The sequence below is a fragment of the Colwellia sp. MB3u-45 genome (assembly GCF_014077005.1).
GTDB lineage: Bacteria > Pseudomonadota > Gammaproteobacteria > Enterobacterales > Alteromonadaceae > Cognaticolwellia.
This window is the reverse complement of record NZ_JACGVC010000047.1, coordinates 20,174-42,889: the sequence shown is the minus strand read 5'-3', so window position 1 is coordinate 42,889 and position 22,716 is coordinate 20,174. Positions and strand designations below refer to the sequence as shown.

Annotated in this window: 16 protein-coding genes; 5 read left to right on the top strand and 11 right to left on the bottom strand. The window is 38.8% G+C overall.

What is annotated here, in order from left to right; genetic code table 11:
• Positions 1-81 precede the first annotated feature (81 nt).
• Complete coding sequence (locus H4J41_RS09735) at positions 82-2,493, top strand: EAL domain-containing protein (RefSeq protein ID WP_182138332.1); 2,412 nt, start codon at positions 82-84, stop codon at positions 2,491-2,493.
• A gap of 294 nt (positions 2,494-2,787) precedes the next feature.
• On the opposite strand, the gene H4J41_RS09730 is transcribed toward H4J41_RS09735, so the two are convergent.
• The 3 genes from H4J41_RS09730 to H4J41_RS09720 all read right to left on the bottom strand — a co-directional run bounded on the left by H4J41_RS09730 (position 2,788) and on the right by H4J41_RS09720 (position 8,488).
• A complete protein-coding gene (locus H4J41_RS09730) occupies positions 2,788-3,819 on the bottom strand; it encodes a zinc-binding dehydrogenase (RefSeq protein ID WP_182138333.1) in 1,032 nt (343 codons plus the stop codon).
• A 325-nt stretch (positions 3,820-4,144) separates the two neighbouring features.
• A complete protein-coding gene (locus H4J41_RS09725; protein ID WP_182138334.1) occupies positions 4,145-7,297 on the bottom strand; it encodes an efflux RND transporter permease subunit in 3,153 nt (1,050 codons plus the stop codon).
• A 9-nt stretch (positions 7,298-7,306) separates the two neighbouring features.
• Entirely contained in the window at positions 7,307-8,488 is a 1,182-nt protein-coding gene (locus H4J41_RS09720) for an efflux RND transporter periplasmic adaptor subunit (protein WP_182138335.1), read from the bottom strand.
• Between the two features lie 138 nt (positions 8,489-8,626).
• Here H4J41_RS09720 and H4J41_RS09715 point away from each other — a divergent pair, with 138 nt between their 5' ends.
• Complete coding sequence (locus tag H4J41_RS09715) at positions 8,627-9,571, top strand: LysR family transcriptional regulator (RefSeq protein WP_182138336.1); 945 nt, start codon at positions 8,627-8,629, stop codon at positions 9,569-9,571.
• A gap of 454 nt (positions 9,572-10,025) precedes the next feature.
• Here H4J41_RS09715 and H4J41_RS09710 read toward each other — a convergent pair whose 3' ends face one another.
• Positions 10,026-10,430: a Rap1a/Tai family immunity protein gene (locus tag H4J41_RS09710; protein WP_182138337.1), complete on the bottom strand. Its 405-nt coding sequence runs from the start codon at positions 10,428-10,430 to the stop codon at positions 10,026-10,028.
• 25 nt (positions 10,431-10,455) lie between these two features.
• The gene (gene nhaA, locus H4J41_RS09705; protein ID WP_182138338.1) at positions 10,456-11,682 is read right to left on the bottom strand and encodes a Na+/H+ antiporter NhaA; all 1,227 of its coding nucleotides are present in this window, start codon (positions 11,680-11,682) and stop codon (positions 10,456-10,458) included.
• Positions 11,683-12,038: 356 nt separating this feature from the next.
• Here nhaA and nhaR point away from each other — a divergent pair, with 356 nt between their 5' ends.
• Positions 12,039-12,947: a transcriptional activator NhaR gene (gene nhaR, locus H4J41_RS09700; RefSeq protein ID WP_182138339.1), complete on the top strand. Its 909-nt coding sequence runs from the start codon at positions 12,039-12,041 to the stop codon at positions 12,945-12,947.
• A gap of 281 nt (positions 12,948-13,228) precedes the next feature.
• Here nhaR and H4J41_RS09695 read toward each other — a convergent pair whose 3' ends face one another.
• A complete protein-coding gene (locus tag H4J41_RS09695) occupies positions 13,229-14,248 on the bottom strand; it encodes a sensor domain-containing diguanylate cyclase (RefSeq protein ID WP_182138340.1) in 1,020 nt (339 codons plus the stop codon).
• 263 nt (positions 14,249-14,511) lie between these two features.
• Here H4J41_RS09695 and H4J41_RS09690 point away from each other — a divergent pair, with 263 nt between their 5' ends.
• Entirely contained in the window at positions 14,512-17,007 is a 2,496-nt protein-coding gene (locus tag H4J41_RS09690; RefSeq protein WP_182138391.1) for an acylase, read from the top strand.
• Between the two features lie 86 nt (positions 17,008-17,093).
• Here H4J41_RS09690 and H4J41_RS09685 read toward each other — a convergent pair whose 3' ends face one another.
• The 3 genes from H4J41_RS09685 to H4J41_RS09675 all read right to left on the bottom strand — a co-directional run bounded on the left by H4J41_RS09685 (position 17,094) and on the right by H4J41_RS09675 (position 19,884).
• Positions 17,094-17,708 (bottom strand): phospholipid-binding protein MlaC, encoded by a 615-nt coding sequence (locus H4J41_RS09685; protein ID WP_182138341.1) that lies wholly within the window; start codon positions 17,706-17,708, stop codon positions 17,094-17,096.
• 137 nt (positions 17,709-17,845) lie between these two features.
• Complete coding sequence (locus H4J41_RS09680; RefSeq protein WP_182138342.1) at positions 17,846-18,430, bottom strand: TetR/AcrR family transcriptional regulator; 585 nt, start codon at positions 18,428-18,430, stop codon at positions 17,846-17,848.
• Positions 18,431-18,555: 125 nt separating this feature from the next.
• On the bottom strand, positions 18,556-19,884 hold the full coding sequence (locus tag H4J41_RS09675; protein WP_182138343.1) for a Xaa-Pro peptidase family protein: 1,329 nt from the start codon (positions 19,882-19,884) through the stop codon (positions 18,556-18,558).
• A gap of 540 nt (positions 19,885-20,424) precedes the next feature.
• Here H4J41_RS09675 and H4J41_RS09670 point away from each other — a divergent pair.
• Complete coding sequence (locus H4J41_RS09670; protein WP_182138344.1) at positions 20,425-20,676, top strand: hypothetical protein; 252 nt, start codon at positions 20,425-20,427, stop codon at positions 20,674-20,676.
• A 183-nt stretch (positions 20,677-20,859) separates the two neighbouring features.
• On the opposite strand, the gene H4J41_RS09665 is transcribed toward H4J41_RS09670, so the two are convergent.
• Positions 20,860-21,777 (bottom strand): diguanylate cyclase, encoded by a 918-nt coding sequence (locus H4J41_RS09665; RefSeq protein WP_182138345.1) that lies wholly within the window; start codon positions 21,775-21,777, stop codon positions 20,860-20,862.
• 5 nt (positions 21,778-21,782) lie between these two features.
• A complete protein-coding gene (locus tag H4J41_RS09660) occupies positions 21,783-22,589 on the bottom strand; it encodes an alpha/beta fold hydrolase (protein WP_182138346.1) in 807 nt (268 codons plus the stop codon).
• Positions 22,590-22,716 lie beyond the last annotated feature (127 nt).

Genomic DNA, 22,716 nt, shown 5'->3' with positions numbered 1-22,716 from the left:
TTCAAGTTTTTTGCGTTGAGAGCGCTTTATAACCCAAGGAACGGATACCTATATTTTAAATAACTTCTAGGCATCATAAATTTGTCAGTACTATCTAAATCACAAACGATAAAAAGTTTAATCATCACTAATCAGTTTGCTACTGATATTTTGTTATTAAACACCCCAAATGAAATTTGGCAGTATTTAGCCCAAAATATTGTTGAAAAGCTCGGTTTTGACGATGCCGTTATTTACACTTTAGATGCTGGGGGGGAAACCTTAAGTCGCATGTCGGGCTTTGAAAAGAAAACCTCCTTTAACCATGATAAAAGCAGTAATGTTGAAATAAAAAACACTTCGTCTAACTCGATAGTTATTCCTTTTAATGAAGGTGTTATTGGTAAGGTTGCGGCAACTAAGCAAGCACTATTAGTCAAAGATATTCGAAAATTTGAAGGCTATATTGTTGAAGATGAAACTACGTTATCAGAGTTAGCGGTTCCTATTTTATTTAAAGAGCAACTATTAGGTGTTATTGACTCCGAACATGCACGGGTTGATTTTTACACTGAATATCACCTGAGAACACTGACTGCATTAGCTTCTCTTACCGCAATGAAAATATCTCAAATCATCAAAGTTGATGGCCTGGAAGAGGTGATTGAAAATTTAGAATATGCCAATAAAATTCAAGATGCCCTATTTGAGATTGCTGAACTTACCTTTACCACTAGCACTATGGGTGATTTTTATCGGAGTTTACATCAATGTATTGGCCGTATTACTTTTGCAAAAAACTTTTTTGTTGCCTTACTTAAAGATGACGGAAAAACCATCGAATTTCCTTATGCGGTAGACGAACTTGACCAAGATATTGTTGACGAGTTAGATCAAGGAAAGATTTTCGATAAAGTAGCTATTGATCCACAACATTTAAGTATTACAGGCTATGCCCTGTTAAAAGATAAACCTTTTCTATTATATGAAAAAGATATTCAAAAAATGCTGGATAACAAAGAGCTCTATATTTTAGGCAGCATAGCAAAAGCTTGGTTAGGTGTGCCTTTTGGTCGCGGTGATAATAAAGGTATTGTCGTTGTACAAAGTTATAGCACTGACTTTTTATTCCAAGAAAAAGACAAACAACTATTATCTTTTGTCGCGAAACACATCCATAACGCCATTGAAAGAATGGCAGCTCAGCAGAAGTTGCAGTTTTTAGCATTACATGATCCTTTGACAGACTTACCTAATAGATCGCTTTTTAAAGATAGAATGCAACACGCGTTTTTACATTGTCAGAATAATCGCCAAGACAATTTAGCCATACTGTTTATCGATGTAGATAGATTTAAGCAAGTTAACGACACTTATGGTCACCATGTTGGTGATAAGTTACTTATTGCTATTGTAAAATCAATAACGACAACTTTAAGAAATACCGATACATTGGCTCGTTTAGGTGGCGATGAATTTGCCATACTGCTTGATGGTAAGATTGATTATGAGACCATTTGTCGGGTAACAGAAAGTATTATCGAGGCGACATCAGGGGCTTTCACTATCGATGGTTTGAATATTTCTAGTAGTGTCAGTATTGGCATCGCCACTTACAGTGATGCGAGTGAGAGTGCTGATCAATTATTGATTGATGCTGATCATGCTATGTACCAAGCCAAGCTCAAAGGCCGTAATCAGTATGTCTTTTTTGAAGCACTTGAAGAACAAAATAAATCAACCAATGTTAAAGTTGAGTACGATTTCGAACATGGAGTTAAAAATCTTGAGTTTATCGGCAATTATCAACCGCTAATTGATTTTGATACCGGTGATGTTATTGGTGCTGAAATTTTGGTACGTTGGCAGCATCCTAAATTAGGCCTGTTATTTCCAGATATTTTTATTCCTATTTTAGAAAGATCAGGGCAAATAGTGCAGCTTGATCTTTATATGCTGAAGTTGGCGGTGAACAACCTCAAGCTTTGGGCAGATTGGCTGCCAGAAAAATTTAAGCTCAATGTTAATGTCTCAACATCAGGTTTTGCGTCACAAGATTTTATTAATTATTTGCAAGAACAACACCTTGAGTCTGCTGGTGTTACTGAACGATTATGCGTAGAAATTACTGAAGCAAGTCTAATTCTAAATGCTGATGCCGTGAAAAAACATCTAGATATTTTGAAAAGTCTTAATATTTCAGTCGCCTTAGATGACTTTGGTACGGGTTTTTCGTCGCTGAGTTATTTACATCAATTTTCTTTAAATTATTTGAAAATAGATAAAAGCTTTGTTGATGACATCAATGAAGTGAGCAGTAAGGTCTTGATATTAGACGCTGTGGTTAATTTAGCTAAAGCATTGAAAATAAAAACGACTGCGGAAGGTATTGAAACTAAAGCGCAATATCAAAAGCTTAAAGAAATTGGCTGTGATTTAGGACAAGGCTATTATATTGCAAAACCGCTACTGGATACTGACTTTAAACGTTTTCTTTTAAACAGGGGGTATTAATACCAATCTCACTAATTATCTGATCATTTTTACTGGTTAAAATAACCAACTACTGCGTTATTTATTTAATAATTAGAACAACTAGTTATTAAAATAAATATCTTATATTTGGCCACTTTTCCTGCGTATAAAGTAGACCACCTAATTAATGAAATTGGTATAACTTTAAATGGCTTAATACCGATACAGCTAACTTAAGTTAATGCTAGGTAAGTATCTAGCTAGCTAGGCAATCAATATTTTTAAGCAACAGCCTTAAGCCACACCTTTAAGTAATAGCTTTAAGCAATATCGTTATGCCGTATTAAGTTTCACTACCTGTTTACCGGTAAAACCGCCGGCTAACTGTTTGTTTAGCGCGGCGGAAACATTCGCTGCGCTAAAGTTAACTAGGTTAACTTTAGGTACAATTAAATCACCTTTTTCTACACTATCAAGCAATAAATTACTCATAAAACTCATACGTTGCTGTGCACACAAACTATTAGCTAGCCAAGCACCAGCAAGCGATACAATGCTAATGTTAGGTGCCTTTCTAAACAGCAGTTCTTGCTCAAAGCTAGGTAATGATTTTAAACAGGCAATACGACCACAAAAACGCATTAATTCAATATTGCGCACCGTGACATCACCGCCAATGGAGTCAAGTACAGCATCAAAACCTTGCGGACCTAATTCACGGCGAATTTTCTCACAAAGTTTTCTATCCTGATAATCAAATACCGCATCAGCCCCTAACGATTTGACTAATTTATGATTATGTTTTGCTGCTGTGGTAAATACATCTACACCGCGTTGTTTAGCAAATTGAATAGCAATTTGACCAACGGCACCTGCGCCCGCTTCAATCAATAAAGTATCACCCTCAACAAGTTGTAATCGGTCGAGTGCAATTAACGCTGTCATACCCGCACAAGGCAGTGCAGCCGCTTGTTCGGGACTGACGCTTTCAGGTACAACAGAAACCGCATAGTTTGCTACTTTGGCGTACTCACTCAGTACACCTTGTGCGCCCATGCTGGCATGCCACATAACACGTGCGCCTATATTGGGATAAACTCCTTTTGGCGCTTTAACGACTATGCCTACCGCATCTAAACCCAGTATATGTGGATACTGCCAATGACAAAACCCTGTTTTGGCATATTCTGCATCTAAGGGATTCAGGCCAACATATTCTACTTTTATTAAGAGTTCGTTATCGTTGCATTTAGGCACACTAAGCTCAATATTCTCCAAGCGAATTTCTTCGTTAGCTTCGCGTAAAACAATAGCTTGCATTGTTTTTGAAATATCTTTTTGTGGTGAAAATTCAGTATCAAACATAGGTAAACTCAATCATTAAAAGCGGGTTAAAGCATCACTCCAGCAAGCATTAAAGCCATGATAGAAATTAACTTTTGCCAGCAATGACGCAATAACTGCGTCTACAGCATTCTCTTGAACTATTAAAGCATTCTGTCGAGCATCTAACAACGCCAAGTCAAGCCTTTGGCCTATTTGCTCTATAGCACCTGCAGGCAAAAAGCATTGATAATCTATGAATAACGCGCTTTAGCGCAGTGTTCTTAGCTACCTTGCTTTTTGCCTAATCGCCAGAATGTTCCAACGGCTACCTTAAGGTTTTAGCCAGCATAATACTGCGTTGATATTATTTTAATGTCGGCACTTTTTTCTCATTACTGCCTTTAGTCACTAAAATATAAAACACTGGCGTAAACAATAAGCCAAAGAAAGTAACGCCAACCATGCCAGAAAATACGGCATTACCCATGGCATGGCGCATTTCTGCCCCAGCACCCGTAGCTAATACTAAGGGTATTACGCCTGCAGTAAAAGCAATTGAGGTCATTAAAATTGGCCGAAGTCGCATACGACATGCGGCCATAATAGCGTCAAGATGAGACATGCCGTGTTGGTTTTGATCTTTGGCAAACTCCACCATTAAAATCGCATTTTTCGAGGCTAAGGCGACCAGCACTATTAAGGCAATTTGGGTGAAAATATTGTTGTCTGAACCGACATACCAAACCCCTAATAATGCTGAAAATATGGTCATGGGCACAATCAGAATAATAGCCAAAGGTAAGCGTAAGCTTTCATATTGTGCAGCAAGTACCATAAAAACTAACAATACGACTAAGGGGAATATATATATCATGGTATTGCCAGCAATAATTTGCTGGAAGGTCACATCGGTCCATTCATAAGCAATGCCTTGAGGTAGCGTATTGGCCAGTATCAGCTCAATGGCTTGCTGAGCCTGATCCGTGCTATAACCGGGCGCAGGACTGCCATTAAGCTCGGCACTTGGGTAACCATTGTAATGCATTACGCGATCAGGGCCTGTGGTCGGTGTAACCATTAATACTGAGCCTAGTGGCACCATATTACCTAAGTTGTTACGTACTTTTAGATTCAAGATTTGTTCAGGATCTTTGCGAAATTCAGCATCTGCTTGTGCTTTAACTTGATAAGTACGACCAAATAAATTGAAATCATTGACATAAACTGACCCTAAGTAAATCTGCAAGGCGTTGAATACTTCGTCTAATGCAATGCCTTGTATTAAGGCTTGTTCACGGTCAATATCAATATCCATTTGCGGTGTTTGAATACGAAAGCTTGAATACAAGCCAACGAGGGCAGGGTCTTGTTGTGCTTTTGTAATGACTTTTTGCAAGCTATTAAATAGCGCCTCAAAGCCTTTGTTATCTCGGTCTTCAATTTGCAATTTAAAGCCACCAGTTGTACCTAAGCCTTGAATAGGTGGTGGTGGAAATACAGCAACATAGGCCGCATCAATCACACTAAATCGTTGATTAAGTTGTCCGGCAATAGCCATAGCCGACAAGCTAACATCTTCACGTTTTTCAAAAGCGTCTAAGGTGACAAAAACAATCGCGCTATTAGGGCTGTTAGTAAAACCATTCACTGATAAACCAGGAAATGCTACCGTATGGGCAACGCCATCAATGGTATGGGCAATGGCTTCCATTTCTTGTACAACGTCTTGGGTACGATCAAGACTCGCCGCATCGGGTAACTGAGCGATAGCCACTAAATATTTTTTATCTTGCGCAGGAATAAACCCGCCAGGTACAGCATCAAATAAGGTCACTGTGCCACCTAATAAAGCGACATAAGCGACGAGCACAACTATGCTCATACGTATTAGCTTTTGCACTAATTTTTGGTAACCCTTTGCGCCACGGTCAAACAAGCGATTAAAAGGTTTAAACAACCAGCGGCCAAAAATAGCATTTAAAAAGCGTGTTAAGGCGTCGGGTTTACTGTCATGCGATTTCAATAATAGCGCAGCTAATGCTGGCGATAATGTCAGTGAGTTAAAGGCTGAAATCACAGTTGAAATAGTAATCGTTAAAGCAAATTGTTTATAAAACTGGCCCGATAAACCAGAGATAAAGGCCGTAGGAATAAATACCGCTAATAATACTAAGGCAATGGCAATAATAGGACCGGTAACCTCAGTCATGGCAACGCGGGTGGCTTCTAAAGGCGATAAACCTTTCTCGATATTACGTTCAACATTTTCTACCACCACGATGGCATCATCAACGACGATACCTATGGCTAATACCAGACCAAATAACGACAAGGTATTGATAGAAATTCCCAGCCATTGCATAACAGCAAAAGTACCAATTAATGATACCGGCACGGCAATTAATGGAATAATTGAGGCACGCCAAGTTTGTAAAAATACCACCACAACAATCACGACTAGGGCAATAGCTTCTAATAAGGTGGTAATCACCGCATCAATAGAGTCACGAACAAAAACGGTGGGGTCATAAACAATGTCATACTCAACCCCAGCAGGAAATTTCTCTGATAACCGTGCCATGGTTGCACGTACTTGGTCGGATAACTCAATGGCATTTGAACCCGGGCGTTGAAAAATAGGCATAGCCAGGGCAGGTTGGCCATCTAGGAGGGCTCTTAATGCATAATTATTTTGACCTAGCTCTAACCGAGCAACATCTTTAAGGCGGATCAACTGACCTTGCTCGCCCACTTTAATAATGACTTGGTCAAACTCTTCGATACTATTTAAGCGACCTTTAACATTGAGTAGAATTTGAAATTGGCTATCGTTAGATGCAGGTTGTGCACCTAAGCTACCGGCGGCCACTTGTTGGTTTTGCGAGCGTAATGCACTTATCACATCCATTGCGGTTAATTTACGGGCAGCTAATGCATCTGGATTTAACCACACTCGCATCGCATATTGACCACCACCAAATAATTTCACATCACCGACACCGGGTAAGCGAGCAATTTCGTCTTTAACATACAAATCAGCATAGTTAGATAAATAAGTTGTATCATGCGTTTTTTCGGGCGAATAAAGATGCACCACCATAGTCAGGTCCGGAGATGACTTTTCTGCCACTACGCCAAGGCGTTGTACTTCTTCTGGTAAACGTGGCAAAGCACTGTTAACACGGTTTTGTATTTGGACTTGTGCGCGATCTAAATCGGTACCCAAGGCAAAAGTAACGGTTAATGTCATACGACCATCACTAGTGGCTTGAGAAAACATATACAACATGTTTTCAGTACCATTTATTTCTTGCTCAAGCGGTGTTGCTACTGTTTGTGCAATAACGGTTGGGTTAGCACCAGGGTAATTAGCGGTGACCACAACGGTTGGAGGTACCACTTCAGGGTATTCACTGATCGGTAATTGAAATAATGAAATACCGCCACCGATCAAAATAATAAGTGACAAGACGGCCGCGAAGATAGGCCGTTGAATAAAAAAGTGAGAAAAATTCATCAAAAGCTCTTAATATTTAGCAATAAGGCTAACATCGCCCATTGCAGACAAAGTAAATGCGATATCGCTCGTATCAATGGCAACAGTTCTTGGCTTGATTGGCATACCAGGTCCAACACGGGCTGGGCCGTTAACTGCGATAATATCCCCTTTGCTCAAACCCGCGGTAATCGCACGTAACTTTCCGTAACGTTCACCAATTTCAACTAATTTGTACTCTAGAACGTTATTTTTATCTACCGTAAGCACAAAACGATTTTTCAAATCTGTACCTATGGCACGTTCAGGTATAATAATTTGCTTAGTGATGGCATTAGCTGCGAGCTTAATGCGGGCAAAAGATCCCGCACGTAGTTGATCGTTTACTTGCTTATGTTTACCTTCAAAGATGGCGCGCACTCTTAATGTACCCGTTGATGGATTAATGCGGTTATCAATAAAATTAATGTAACCCTCATGGCTAAAGTGTTTCTGTCCGAGTTTTTGCATTACAACTTGTTGTTTACTTGCTGCAGTGATATCAGCAAATGAACTATTCCAAGTGCGTTCATCAATATCAAAATAAGCATACATTTCATGATTAGATACGATTGACGTGAGGATACTTTGGCCGGCAAGTACGTTATTACCACGGGTGATATTCGCGCGTGAAATTACACCATTAATAGGTGATCGAATGGCAGTAAATTCTAAATCAAGTTCTGCGGAAGTGAGTTGTGCTTGCAATGCGGCTAGCTGTGCTTCACGTTGGTGTAAAATCGAGGTGCGAGACTCAGCTTGCTCTTCAGAGATAGCTTTTTGCGCTGTTAAGCGTATTGCACGTTTGGCTTCACTTTTCGCTTGACCTAATGCGGCCTTTGCACTGAGAATTTGTGCCTCCAAACTAGCAACAACGGCGGCAAAAGGGCGATCGTCAAGTTGAAATAATAAGTCGCCTTCTTTGACATCATCGCCTTCTTTAAAAGCGATGTGGTTAATAACACCTGAAACTCGTGGCATTAAAGCGACTTCTTGGGGAGATTCTAAACGGCTAGTATAAATATGCCAATTTTGTACAGGTTTAACCAACACCTCCGCAACATCAATAGCTTGCAAAGGTTGTGCTGCTTTTTTTTGCTCTGGCTCTTCTGCACAGCCGGTTATTGCTAAGCTGAGGGTGAGGATAGCGGCAATAAAAATATTTTTACTCATCATGATTCTCGTTTTGCTCAAAATAATACTCTAGGATAATGGCGTGCATGATACGTAACTAATGTGTGGACAAAAAGTATAGATTTTTAAATACATTAGTGCCAAAATTGCACCAATTGGTGTGGTACGGAATAAATAATGGATACAACAAGCCGGTTATTAATGTTGTTAGATGTGGTCGAACTTGGCTCATTTACCAGCGCAGCGCAAAGCAGGAACATTGACCGCTCGGTTATTTCAAAACAAATTAGCCGACTTGAAGATGATTTGGGTGTCAGGCTATTAAATAGAACAACCCGGTCTTTTTCACTGACTGCTGCGGGTGCTGAAATGATAAAAAAATCTCGGGAGCTGCGTGAGTTACTGGGACAAACCGTTAGGTTGGCGGAAAATTATCATCAAGAACCACGAGGGGTATTAAAAATCACCTCGCCAACCATCATCGCTAAGCGATACTTACAACCTGTGATCAATGATTTTCAAAAACGTTTTCCGCAAGTTGAAGTTGAGCTACGTTTAGACGATCGTGTGATGGATATTGTTGCCGAAGGTTTTGACTTGGCTTTTCGTATTGGCGAACCTAAAGACTCGACCTTGATTGCCCGAAAACTGGCCCGTAATCGCATGATTATTTTGGCGTCACCCGAATTTATCCAAACCTATGGCATGCCTAAAACTATCGATGAACTCGCATTATTGCCGGCGGCAAGCTATACCAGTAATTCGCTAAGAGTAACGAGTATTAGCACCATTGATCAACATGGCGATAGGTGTGAAAAAACTATAAAAAGTATCTTTCGAGCGAATGATGCCGAGGTATTGTTATTAAAAGCGCTGTCTGGCACTGCATTTGTGGTAGTGCCGGCGTTGACCCTTGGCAATGAAGTTGCTGATGGACAGTTAGTCCCCCTGCTGACAGATATACAATTGTCAGATTATAGCGCCATGTATGCGATATATCCTCATCGAGATCTGCCAGTAAGAACGCGACTATTCTTTGACGCAGTTCGAGAATATATTGGTAAAACCACACCTATTTGGGAAAGTAACATTCCAAATTTTGAGCACTTATATCAAGGGTGATTCAAAATAGTTTATATAAATCAAAAGGATTATTTTTATAGCTTAATCATTGCTGGGCGTGTGGCATATTAACTAACCCATAGTGATAAAGGCGGGTCGACGCTAATCACTTGCACGGGAGTCGTGATAACTTGATAGGCATTAAGCATTAACCCGCGAGCATTCGGTTGGTTGATGGCCGCTCTAAAAGCATGGATCGCTTTAGGCGGCAATGCATAATATTTCTTGGCAAAAGGTGGGGTATCATCAACCTCATGTTGTTTTCAGGTATGGTTAACGAATTGAGACTTTTCAACTTGATGAAGTGCTTCAAGTAGTCCTGAAAACCATCTACCATTTGGAGTATAAATAGCAAACATAACTCATGTTTGCTTGAAAAGTATCGAATTTATCTTGTTCATAACAAGGTGTTGTGAACAAGATCTGCTGTTGGATTAAAGCAATATCAATAGTGCTAACAAGGAAAGTCAGCAATCAGAGTTTCAAATATCACCTGTTTAAGTTGCTTATCAGCTAATTGATTAATATCCATAGATTTAGCAATCGATGAAGCAATTTCTTTTCTGTCATACTCACGTGGAATACAAAATTGGTACGCCTCTTCATTACTCAACATGGAAGATGTTGTTAACACGCGTGTTCGATAAGCTCGCTTTAAAAAATCGCTTTGTTCAGGAGCTGTGCGCTCAATCATTGCCTTGGGTTTTACCACACCATCATCGTTGAGTAATGACGAGTCAATAAAGCCATCTATATATAGCTTACAGGCATTTATTTCACTTTTGTCGTCACCTTGTTGGTAAGCTTTACAAGAACTGATAACGTCAGACTTAAAGTCAGCCTTTACTACTGTAGACATAGCCAATAGTCCAATTGCAGCCATATTAAGTATTAGAAGTTTTAAATTTTTCATTTTTTTGTCCTTTTGTTACGGTTAATTTGTTTGAAGATCGACTGATTAACCAAGCACCAGCAACGGCTGATATTAATGAACCAACTAACACGCCAACTTTTACTTGGGTTTGATAAGCCAAACCCTGCTCTTCAAAGGCGAGTGAGCCAATAAATAAACTCATAGTAAAGCCTACGCCACAAAGTAAACATACGCCGTATAATTGTGTCCAAGTGGCGTCTTTGGGCAAGCGACATAGTTTTAGTTTCACGGCAATAACACAAGCCGCGAATATACCTAATTGTTTACCGATGAATAATCCACCAATAATACCTATGGATATGGGGGTGAAAAGTTCATTAACTGAAACCCCGGTTAAGCCCACACCTGCATTGGCAAAGGCAAAAAGTGGTAGCACAAAAAACGCTATCCATGGATGCAAGCCATGTTCAATTTGATATGACATAGACTGTGACTTTTCACGGGCGATAGGAATAAACCAAGCGACGGCAAAACCGGCTAAAGTTGCATGTACACCTGATTTTAATACCGCAGCCCAAACGATAATTGACAGTAATATATAAGGCGCTTTGTTCTCTAATTTAAGTCGATTAAAAATAAAGAGTGTCACTAAACCTATACCCGCGATAATAAGCGAGTTAGTGGCTAGCTCTTGTGAGTAAAATATGGCGATAATAATAATTGCACCAATATCGTCAATAATAGCAACAGATAACAGAAACAGCTTTAAACTAGGGGGTAAGTATTTGCCAAATAAAATAAAAATGCCTAAGGCAAAAGCGATATCTGTTGCGGAAGGAATCGCCCAACCATTCATAGCAACCGCATCTTGATAATTAAAAGCCACATAAATTAATGCCGGGCAAATAATACCGGCAATAGCGGCCAAAAAGGGTAATACCACCTGGTCAGGACGTGACAACTGACCGTAAAATAATTCACGCTTAATCTCTAAACCAACAACAAAGAAAAATAACGCCATTAAACCATCGTTGACCCACAAGACTAAGGGTTTACTGATAGCAAAGGAGCCTAACGTAATGCTCACGGGGAACTCAAGGAAGTCATTGTAACTCTGACTAAAAAAACTGTTAGCCATTATCAATGCCAGTACTGCGGCTAATACTAAAATAATGCCAGAACTCGCATCAGTTTGGATAAATTGTTTCCAACGTAGAACAATAATGTTTTCTGCCATAAAATCTCCTTTGATCTAGCTCATACCAATATCACTAATTTTCTGCTCATTTCACCTGGTTAAAACCAGCCATTCCTGCGTTATTTATTTAATAATTATCGTTGCATGTATACAACTGATTAGACCATGCAGGAGCCTATTGTGCTGAACAACGCGTTATTAAAATCAATGCCTTGTATTTGGTCATTTTCCCTAGGTGTAAAATAGCCCCGCAAATTAATTAAACTTGTATGACACATTTATAGCTAATAATTCAACGCAATGAAAGTCGACTGTAGCTGTGTTTTTATCAACAAAAAGTTGCTAAGGTATAGTGCTAGAAGGCTAAACAGTGACAGGGAAATTAAAGAGGTTATATGGCTAAGCTTAATTATCATCACTTACAGTATTTTCATGCAATAGCAACACATGGCAGTATTGCTCAGGCGGCAAAGGTTATGCATATCACACCACAAACCCTGAGCGCTCAACTCAATTTATTAGAAGAACAATTAGGCTATAGCTTATTTGAACGTAAAGGTAAGCGTTTGGTCCTTAATGACATGGGGCGTATTTCTTTTCGTTATACCCAGGAGATATTTAGTTTAGGCGATGAACTGCTGCATTCATTAAAAAATCATTCAACTGATTTTTCTTTTCGTTTTTCCATTGGCGTCACTGATGTTATCGCGAAAGTTTTTTCATTTAATTTATTGAAATCTATCTATGACATAGACAATTCTATCAAGCTGGTGTGTAAGGAAACTAGCTTAGATGTTTTACTTGGAGAGCTTGCGATGAATAAATTGGACGCGGTATTAAGTGATACTCCACTGCCGACAGGTTCACCATTAAAAGCCTATAGTCACTTGATAGGTAAATGTGGCTTAAGTTTTTTTGCTGACAAAAAATTAGCGCAATCATTAACAGGCGACTTTCCAATGTCACTTGATGGTATGCCTTTTTTTACCGCTGGCGAAGGCTCAAACCAACATTTAAACGTCTTGTCTTGGTTTAATGAATTAGATATTTCCCCCAAGGTAATTGGCGAGTTTGATGATTCAGTGTTAACTAAATATTTTGGCCAGGCGGGATACGGTATTTTTTGTGCGCCCACTATGATTGAAAATCATGTTGTTGAGCAGTTTGATGTTGAAATTATTGGTAGAACTAACGATATTATCGAGCATTACTACTTAATATCCCCTGAACGGAAAGTAAAACATCCAGGGGTGCAACATTTATTAACCGAAGGCAAAAAATTATTTAAAAAGCCTATGTCGTAAAGCTTATGTTGTACAAATTTAAGTTATAAAAGTTAAGTTATTAAGGTTAAAGGATATTGTTAAGTGATGACGAGCAATAATAGATTTGTAAAGCTAACAGCCAACAAACCATCACTATTAGCAGTATAATTTAATGAATGCCATGTGCTTTTATTTATTTTAAAATACTATATAAACATCAACTTAAATCAGAGATTTTGCGTGAAATAAATTTTTCAGGGCAGTAAATTGGTGTAAGGTTTTGTTTAAAAACCGTTAAGCGTTAAATTAATATGATTAATTTAACGCTGTTCAGTGACTGGGTTTTTGTACCACGATGTTGGGCTAATAATGCTTATTTTTTGCTTATTTTTTGCTTTTTTTTCATCCATCACCTGATCAGCATCACTAAGCAGATGCTCAATATTAATATGCTTTTTTTGATCAAAAGATACAATGCCATGCGCAAAAGATATTTGGTAAGGTAGATCTAGGTGTTTACTGACAGAAATTAAATTATAAGCAAAACGTTTTATCACTTGTTTAGCTGTTTCAAGCTCTGTATCGCTCAGCAATACCACAAACTCATCACCGCCTATTCGGGCACAAACATCAGACACTCTAAAGCTGACTTTCAATTGTTCAGAAAATAGTTTTAATACTTGATCGCCAATCATATGGCCATAATTGTCATTGAGTAATGTAAAGTCATTAAGATCAAAATAAGCCAGATGACAGTCATTGTTTTGTCTAACAGCCTTATCAATAGAATGTTGACTTAAACGTTTGAAACCTATTCTATTCGTTATATTGGTTAGTTCATCCATAGTAGCCCCATGCCATGAAATAAACTCATCCGTTATTAAGGCACTCAACTCTGTTAACGAAGCAATTTCATCCTCGCTTAAGGTTCTTGTTTTTGTGTCTATAATACATAAGGTTCCTATGTTTTCACCGCTTGGTGAGGCAATGGGATGACCAGCGTAAAAACGTATATCAGGTAGGTCGACAACCAAAGGATTATCAAAAAAACGCACGTCTTGTAAGGCATCTTCAATAATAAATGTATTTTTTTGGTGAATTGCATGGCCACAAAAAGAAATATCTCTGGGCGTTTCTTTGGCGTCTAAGCCAATTGAAGATTTAAACCACTGGCGCTCTTTATCAACTAAAGTAACCAGTGCAATAGGCACATTAAATAGCTTTTTAGCTAGGCGAGTAACGCGATCAAATCGCTCATCAGGATCAGTATCTAATATGTTCAGAGCATCTAACGACGCTAATCGACATTTTTCATTTTTTGGTAGACTAGGTGCAAGCATTATTTATACGCAAATTGATGACCACTTAGTGAGTATAGTGCTATTTAATAGTGAAAGAAAAATGCTTTTACTTTTTATTGACTGAAATTAATAAAAAAGACTTTTTTGTAGTATTTCACTACAGCGATTTTGCTAATAATGGTTTGAGGTTGGTTGTTTATTGTGCAAATATGATAGGGCAAAAATAGTTTACGTATGATAAAAATAATAGAACTAAAAAGGAGTTTGTTTTGAATTATTCAATTAAAAATATAATAAAGCCTATGTCAATCATAGGATTATTTTCAATGTTATCAGCATGTGGGGGTGGTGACTACACCTATATTGGCACGCCAGAACCTGAAAAACCAGAGCCGATTACGCCGCCAGTTGTCGTTACACCTGTACCTTCATTTGATGGCGATGGCGTATTATCAGCAAATATTCGTTGGACAGATTATGGTGTACCGCACATTACCGCCGACAACTTAGAAAGTATGTCGTATGGCGTGGGTTATGCATTCGCTAAAGATAATATTTGTATGCTTGCCGATCAAATCCTAAAATATAACTCACAACGCGCAAAGTATTACGGCCCTGATATCGTGCCTAGTTCAGGTGACTCAGCGCATTTAATTAATGACTTTGGTTTTTTAACCTTAGGAATTAGAGCGCATGCAGCACAAAATATAAAGTCACTTTCAAGCAATAGCCAAGCTTTATTGTCAGGCTATGCACAAGGTTATAATAAATACTTAGCCGATACGGGTGTTGCTAATATTGATGGCTCATGTGCCAACATGCCTTGGGTACAGCCGATTAGTGATATTGATATGCTGACTTACACACTCGGTATTGCTTTGTTACCAGGAGCCGCAAATTTTCTTGGGCCAATGTTTTTAGCTGCTCCTCCAGGAGAAAATTTCGCACCTTACCCACAAAGTGCTGATGTTAATCAGTATAAAGTTAATTCAAATCCGGTTGTTACACTCCCTAAAAAGAACCCAAGTGATTTGGGGTCAAACGGTTGGGGCTTAGGTAAAGATAAAACTGAAAACGGTAAAGGCATGGTGTTAGCGAATCCACACTTTCCACATACGGGAAATTTACGCTTTTGGCAATTCCATATTACTATTCCTGAGCATTTGAATGTTATGGGGAGTTCGCTTACCGGCATGCCAGGAGTCGTAAACATTGGTTTTAATGAAAATGTGGCTTGGACCCATACTTTTTCATCAGCTGAGCACTTTGTGGTTTATCAGTTGACATTGAATCCAAACGATCCGGCACAAATGTCGCAAGTGATTGACGGAGCAAACCGTTTAATCACAGGTAAAGAAATCGCCATTGATGTGGCTGTGGGGCCGGGCCAAACGATTAAACTCGCGAAAATGACTTACTCAACCCATCATGGCCCTATGGTTGTTGTTCCGGGAAGTTTTGCATGGGGCCCTGGTGGTAGTGCCTTTGCCATAAAAGATGCTAACTTGGGTAATGTCGATATTATCGACCACTGGTTAGCGATGAATTTAGCGGGTAATATTGCTGAATTTAAACAAGCCTTTGTTGATTATGATGGGGTGATTTTTAACAATACTATGTCAGCAGATAGTGACGGCAATGTTTTCTATATTGATGACTCAACGGTGCCCAATTTAACTGCGACAGCCATTAATGAAATGACCACAAATCCATTGCTTGTTGGTGCTAAGCAAGCTGCGGGCTTTACTGTTTTACCGGGATTTTTATCCGCATTTGATTTTGACCGCGCTGTACCCTATGAAAATGCACCCCAATATTCTGGCACTGACTCTGTCCAAAATTCAAATGACAGCTATTGGCTTACCAATATTAATGCGCCTATAACAGGTGTTTCACCTTTATATGGTGCGGTAGATAATCAGCAGTCTCTACGTTCTCGCTTAGCACAGAAATTATTGGTAGATAGTGCCGGCAGTGATGGTTTATTTAATCCGGCAGAGGTCGAGCAAGCCTTATTAAGTAATCGCAGCTATTTAGCTGAAAATATTCTGACTGATCTTTTAAGCATTTGCCAAGCACAAGGCAGTACAGTAGTTAGCCTTGAAACACAGGACGTTGATATCAGTGACGGTTGTGCGGCATTAGCGCTTTGGGATGGTACTTTTAATAAAAATAGTAGTGCGGCACATTTATTTCGAGAGTTTGCCTTTTTATTTAATCAAAAACCGCAGTGGCAACAAAGTTTTTCTGCAGATAATGTGCTGACCACACCTAGTGGCTTAATAAATAATGCCACAACACTGGAACAGTTTGCCCAAGCTCAGCTTAATGTTGAATCAGCGGGGTTAGCATTATATGCTACATTGGGTTCAGTGCAGTTTGTTGAGCGTAGTTTAGCTGATGGCAGTGCCTCAGGTATCAAAATTCCTTGGGCAGGCTCTCACAATATAGAAGGAGGCTTTAATGTCTTTGATACCCGCACAGGTAATGACGGTTCATTGTTGCCTCGCCATGTTTATCCGGCACAAAATAGCGATTCTATACTAAGTGCTGAAGGTGGTGGTTATCATATTAATTATGGTAGCAGCTGGATGACAGTAGTGAACTTTACCGATGATGGCCCAGTTGCTAGAGGTTTATTGAGTTATTCTCAATCTCATGAATATGGCAGCGATCATAGCATAGACCAAACCTTGCTCTATTCACAACAACCACAATTGAGACCTTTGCGCTTTACCCAAGCAGATATTGAAGCTAATAAAGTCTCTGAAATGACGATTAGTTCTGCTCCAGAGTAACATTTAGCGCGTTGTAAAAAAAAGCCAGTAGTAACCTTAAAGGTTATGCTGGCTTTTTTTAGCGGTAATAGCATCAGTGAGTAAAGTTAGCTGGTGATTGAAGCAAGCTCTAAGGTTACTTGATCTAAGCCTAAATCTGATATCTTACGATTAATTTCAGATTGTTTGCTACTAATTAACGATATACCTTCAACAATCATGTCGTAGGCTTTCCATTCTTGCGACTTGGTGTCTTTGCGCATTTGAAAGGTAATATTTATATCTGGCTTACCCGTGTCGATAATTTTGACATCAACAGAAGCTGATCTCACATTCGCCCTCAGTTGACTTTCTGGTTCAAATAACACTTTCTGATTACTGTATTGCGTTAAAGCGTTGGCATAAGTGCGAACCAAATAAGCACGCATGGCAGTAATAAATTTTACTCTTTGCTCTGACGTTGTTTGTCGCAAATGTTTACCTAAAATTTTAAACGCAGCATATTGATAATCAATAGATGGCATTAATTCTTCTTCAACAATATCTCGCATTAGATCTGGAAATTTTTTCAAAGCATCTTGATTGTTCGCAATTTTAGTAAATAGGTTATTACCTGTTACAGCGATGACTTGATAAGGAGAAACTGATGGCGTAGCTTCAACTGCCATACTGTTTTGGACAAAACTAGTGAATAACACCAACAGCATTAAGAGCTTTTTCATGATGACCCTGTAAGATATAGTTAATTTTAATTGCAGCTATTATACATACCGACCGCGCGGTATGTAAATGCTTTTTAGGCTTAAGATAGAAGATAAAGTGTTAAGAAATGTTAACTCAGTGAGGCGTTAATTTAGCATTAACGTTTTAATTGGCCCATGTATCGGCAAAGCTCTTTGATGACTTTGTCAAACAGCTCTTTGTTTAATGAGCTTTTACTTAAACTGGAAGAGCCATGAAAGGTTGAGACAATAAAGTAAGCGATCTGGCTAAAATCAAGGCCTGGTTGTAACTGGCTGCTAACCCGCGATAGGTTAGTGGCAATTAATAAGTTTAACTGTTGTTGCATCGCCAGTATGCGAATACGAAAGCCTTCATCTACGCCTGACATTTCCTGACAGAGGTTGTTTAAAGGGCATCCACAGACTAGTTCATCACAACTCATCTCTTTAGACATTGAACTGAAAAAATCAGATAAGCCTTGAATGGGATCTTCAGCTTCTACGGGCGGTTGCCAAAGCGCAATAAAAGCGGGGGCATAAACTTCCTCAAATACCGCATAGCCAAGTTCCATTTTATTAGCAAAATGATGATATAACGCCCCTTTAGATATTTCACAGCGAGCTAAAATACAAGACAAGCTAGTGGCGTTGAAACCCTTTCGATGAATTTCATCAGCGCTAACTTCTAGTATTTTTTGGCGGGTTTGCTCTGGGTCTCTCATGGGCTTACCTTAAAATATCTTACAACATAATAGCCCTAGTTTAACCGACCGACAGGTCGGTTGCAAAGATAAAGTGTGAAAACCATGTATTGCAATGGTTGCTAGCCATATTGATAGAGTAAAAGCTAAAGCGTTTGCAGCTGAATTAACTTTCCAATTGGATCGTCCAAAGATGCTGGCGGCATAGTAAACCATTGTGGGCCATTTTGGGTTAGGTAAATACAGTCTTCAAGTCGTACACCAAATTCACCTTGAATATAAATACCTGGCTCATTAGAAAAACACATGCCTGGTTTTAAACGTTCAGTTTCGCCATGAACAAAGTTGACACTTTCATGTCCTTCCATGCCGATACCGTGCCCGGTTCTGTGCGACAATCCGGGCAATTTATAGCCAGGACCAAAACCTTTGCTTTGATAAAATTTACGCACAGCATCGTCAACTAAGCCCGCTTGTGTACCAATTTTTGCTTGTTCAAAGGCAATTTCTTGACCTTGTCTAACCGTTTGCCAAACCTCACGCTGGCGCTTACTTGCTTCACCAAAAACAAAAGTACGACTGATATCAGATTGATAACCATGAACATTGCAGCCGCAATCCATTAATACCACCGAACCTTCAGTTAGTATTTGCTTTTGTTTAGTGCCATGCGGGTAAGCACTGGCTTGATTAAATAGCGCCATATTCCATGCGCCTTTACCGCCTAATTGCCCTTGGGCTGTGTGCATTAATGATTTTACATCGCTTTGGCTCATGCCAATTTTTAGCTGAGCGAAAACATGAGCGTAGGCAAGTAAAGTCACTTCATTGGCTTTGTGCATTAACTCAAGCTCATGTTGGCTTTTATACATACGACAACCAAGCGTTACTGGCTCGGCACTGACATGCTGCATAGTAGAAAGTTGGGCCATAACGCCACTCATAACAAAATAACGCACTGAATTTTCAAAGGCGACTTTGCCTTTATTTAATCCTGAGTCTTTTAATATTTGTTTAATTAAAACGAATGGACTTTCATGCTCTTGCCAAACACGAATGTCATCACCAACCGCTAAACTCTCGCGTACGCTTGGCGCTTCAAAAAAAGGACAAACAACAGAAATTTTACCTTCACGTGGGATAATAACCGCCGTTACACGTTCACTGCGCCGCCATTGTATACCTGAGAAATAATCCATCGCGGCGCCGGGTTCAAGTATCAAGGCTGATATTTCAAGTTGTTGCATTAATTTTTGTGCTTTGGCTATACGCTCCAATCGCTCGACTGGATTAATGCCTGTTACCGTACCTGTAATCGATTTAAGTGCTGCTCTTTGGTCTTGCTTTTGGCCTTTGTTATCAGGCTGATTTAGGCTAGCGGCAAGGGCCGATGACGTCAGGGTTTGTCCAGCAATAGACAGGGTGGCAATACTTGCACCACTGGCTTTTAAAAAAGTTCTTTTACTGATGTTCATGTCTTGTTCCTGTCTATAACCCAGTATAAAAATGCTATCTAGGTTTGAAGGTTATATTAAAGGGTAAAATAATATTTATACTTTACGCTAGCGTTTATTTTCTCAATGAGCAAGCGCTTACTGATAAAAGCCATTGCGCAGTTTTGGTTTAATATTTGAGGTTATTCAGCCTTGAGGGTATCTGCAAATAATGATGATTTATTTTGGGGTTAACCTACAAACCGCCAGCGATGGAAAGCGCAGGCGGTACTTTTTTACTCTTGTACTCTGGTTCAATTGAGCTAGCTTAAGTTAATGGGAATTGACCAGAATAAAAGGGCATTGATTTGACATCTGCTATTTATCTGTAAGTCGCTTGATACAAAAGGCTATTAGGTAATTATGTGGCGCAGGTATAAAACAGGCTCATTTCTGTTATGGTGAGCTAACTAGCTTATTAAGTTTAGATAGTAGCTTTTTATTGTTATAAAATATAACCATTAGCATGAAATATTCATGTGATTTACAGACTAAAAATGACTAAGTACGCTGACATAATTTATGGCAAAACCGAATAAAAAAGGCCCAACAAAAACCATCGATATTTTTTGTGTGGGCTGTAATACCTTGTTATTTAAATACCGAAAGGGCGGCAAAGGAGCCTTAGTAAAAAGCTTTAAAGAACGGATCAGCCAAGATTATACCGTTGAACCTTGTCTTTGCCCAAAATGCTATAAACCTTTTGCCCGAGATACTTTGATCCGCGGTTTACCTGCTTATAAATTTATTGGTGGTAAAGTTTGGTTTAAATAACTCAGACATCAGGGTAACCACTAACACGCATTGTGCTGGTTATTATTGCGCGAAAGTTACAAAGGCAGCGAGTGTTTAAATAGGGAAGTGGCGAATTTTAAATACTTGTTATCACATCATTGATCTGAGGTATTTGAGATTTAGCTCAAGCATTGATGTCTTTAGCTATTGTTTAGCTATTGTTTAACTATTGTTTAGATGAACTTCGGTTCTATTTCTTCCCCGCGATTTCGCTTTATATACCGCATTATCCGCTTGAGTAAATAAATCGATAAATGATATTTGCTCATCACAAATGCTCACGCCAATACTTACGGTCAGCGAACTGTCGCCGACTTTAATTTCAGCGATTAACTTATGTAGTTTACTGCATAGTAATAAGGTATCACTTTTGTTGGTATCTGGTAACATGATCAAAAATTCTTCTCCGCCAAAACGGGAGATAAGATCTGTTTTTCGGCCAAATCCTTTTAATAACTGCCCGAGTTTTTTTAGTACTCGGTCACCTTCTAAATGGCCCATGGTGTCATTTATTTTTTTAAAATGATCGACATCTAGCATTAATAAACTTACTGAGTAATGAGATCTTGCTGCTTGTTCTAACATTAAGCTACTGCGAAATTTCATTTCTCTTCTATTTAATAACTCGGTTAACTCATCAGTTGAGGCCAGTAATTTCAATTCCTCAGCTTGTATCTCAAGTGTTTCTCTGGTTTTTATCAGCTCATCATAGAGTTCATTTCGTTTAGATGCATTGAATAAACTCCAATAAATACAACCATCAGCACTCAAACTAGCATTCACTGTGATAGGAATACGTTGTCCATCTGCATGAAATATAATGAGCTGCATTTCCTCACACATTTTTTCGTGTAAAAGTGTCGGAATTAAATAACTTTGAAAAAATATTCTTGAAGATTGAGTAAACAGAACATCCACACTTTTACCAATAAGATCATTAGGCTGCCACAATAGTTGCTTGGTAAAGTATGAATTGATATAGGTAATAACTCTTGCGGAATTAGTGACTAAAGCACCACATGGAAAGCTATCAAGAGAGTAATTTAATCCCCTGTTATTCTCAATGTTATTTTCCCCCACTTTAATTACTTCGCATATTCTATTATCGAATTCATAATAGCTTCAGGATGAGTCATGTGTAGGCAATGGCCATTAGCGGCTATCACTTTAAGGTGACTATCAGGCATTTCACGAGCCATGAACTCACCAACAGAGACTGCAGCGAGTGCGTCATTTTCACTTTGTAAAATTAATGATGGCGGTTTAATCGCTTTTAAAAGATAACGATAATCGGATAAAAATGTTACTTCAGCAAAATTTCTGGCAATAACAGGGTCGGTAGAACAAAAGCTGCCCGATAGCTCGCCAATAAGATCATCTGAATTAGCTGTACCCATCACTAATGGTGCCAAATAATGAGCCCAGCCGATATAGTTTTTATCCATAAGGTTTAATAATTCTTTTAGATCTTCTTTATCAAAACCACCAAAATATTCAGGAGGAAAATTTAAAAAACAGGGCGTAGGACAGATCATTATTAACTTAGAGAATAACTCAGGTCGTTGGATGCTAACAATGCCACCAATCATACAGCTGACTGAGTGTCCGATGAAAGTAGCATCAGATAGTTCTAAAGTGTCACAGATTTCTATAATATCGTCAGCATATCCTTCAAGTTTACTGTAACGTCTTTTACTGTATTGAGATATATCAGAAGCACCTGAGCCAACATAATCAAATAATACAATAGTGAAGTGCTTGGACAATTCTGGCGTTAAAAAGCGCCACATATTTTGATCGCAGCCAAATCCATGGGCAAGAAACAGGGTTTTACTGCCTTGGCCAATTAATTTAACATTATTTCTAATAAGTACATTATTTGTATCTAGCAAGCTAATTTAATCCTTATTTATGAGCTTAACATCCATTAGTGCTGATCGATTGCATCTTAGTCAATCTAATGTAATCGTTCGAGTTAAGCAAACCCTTTATCATTAATCAAATATTATAATAAAGTTG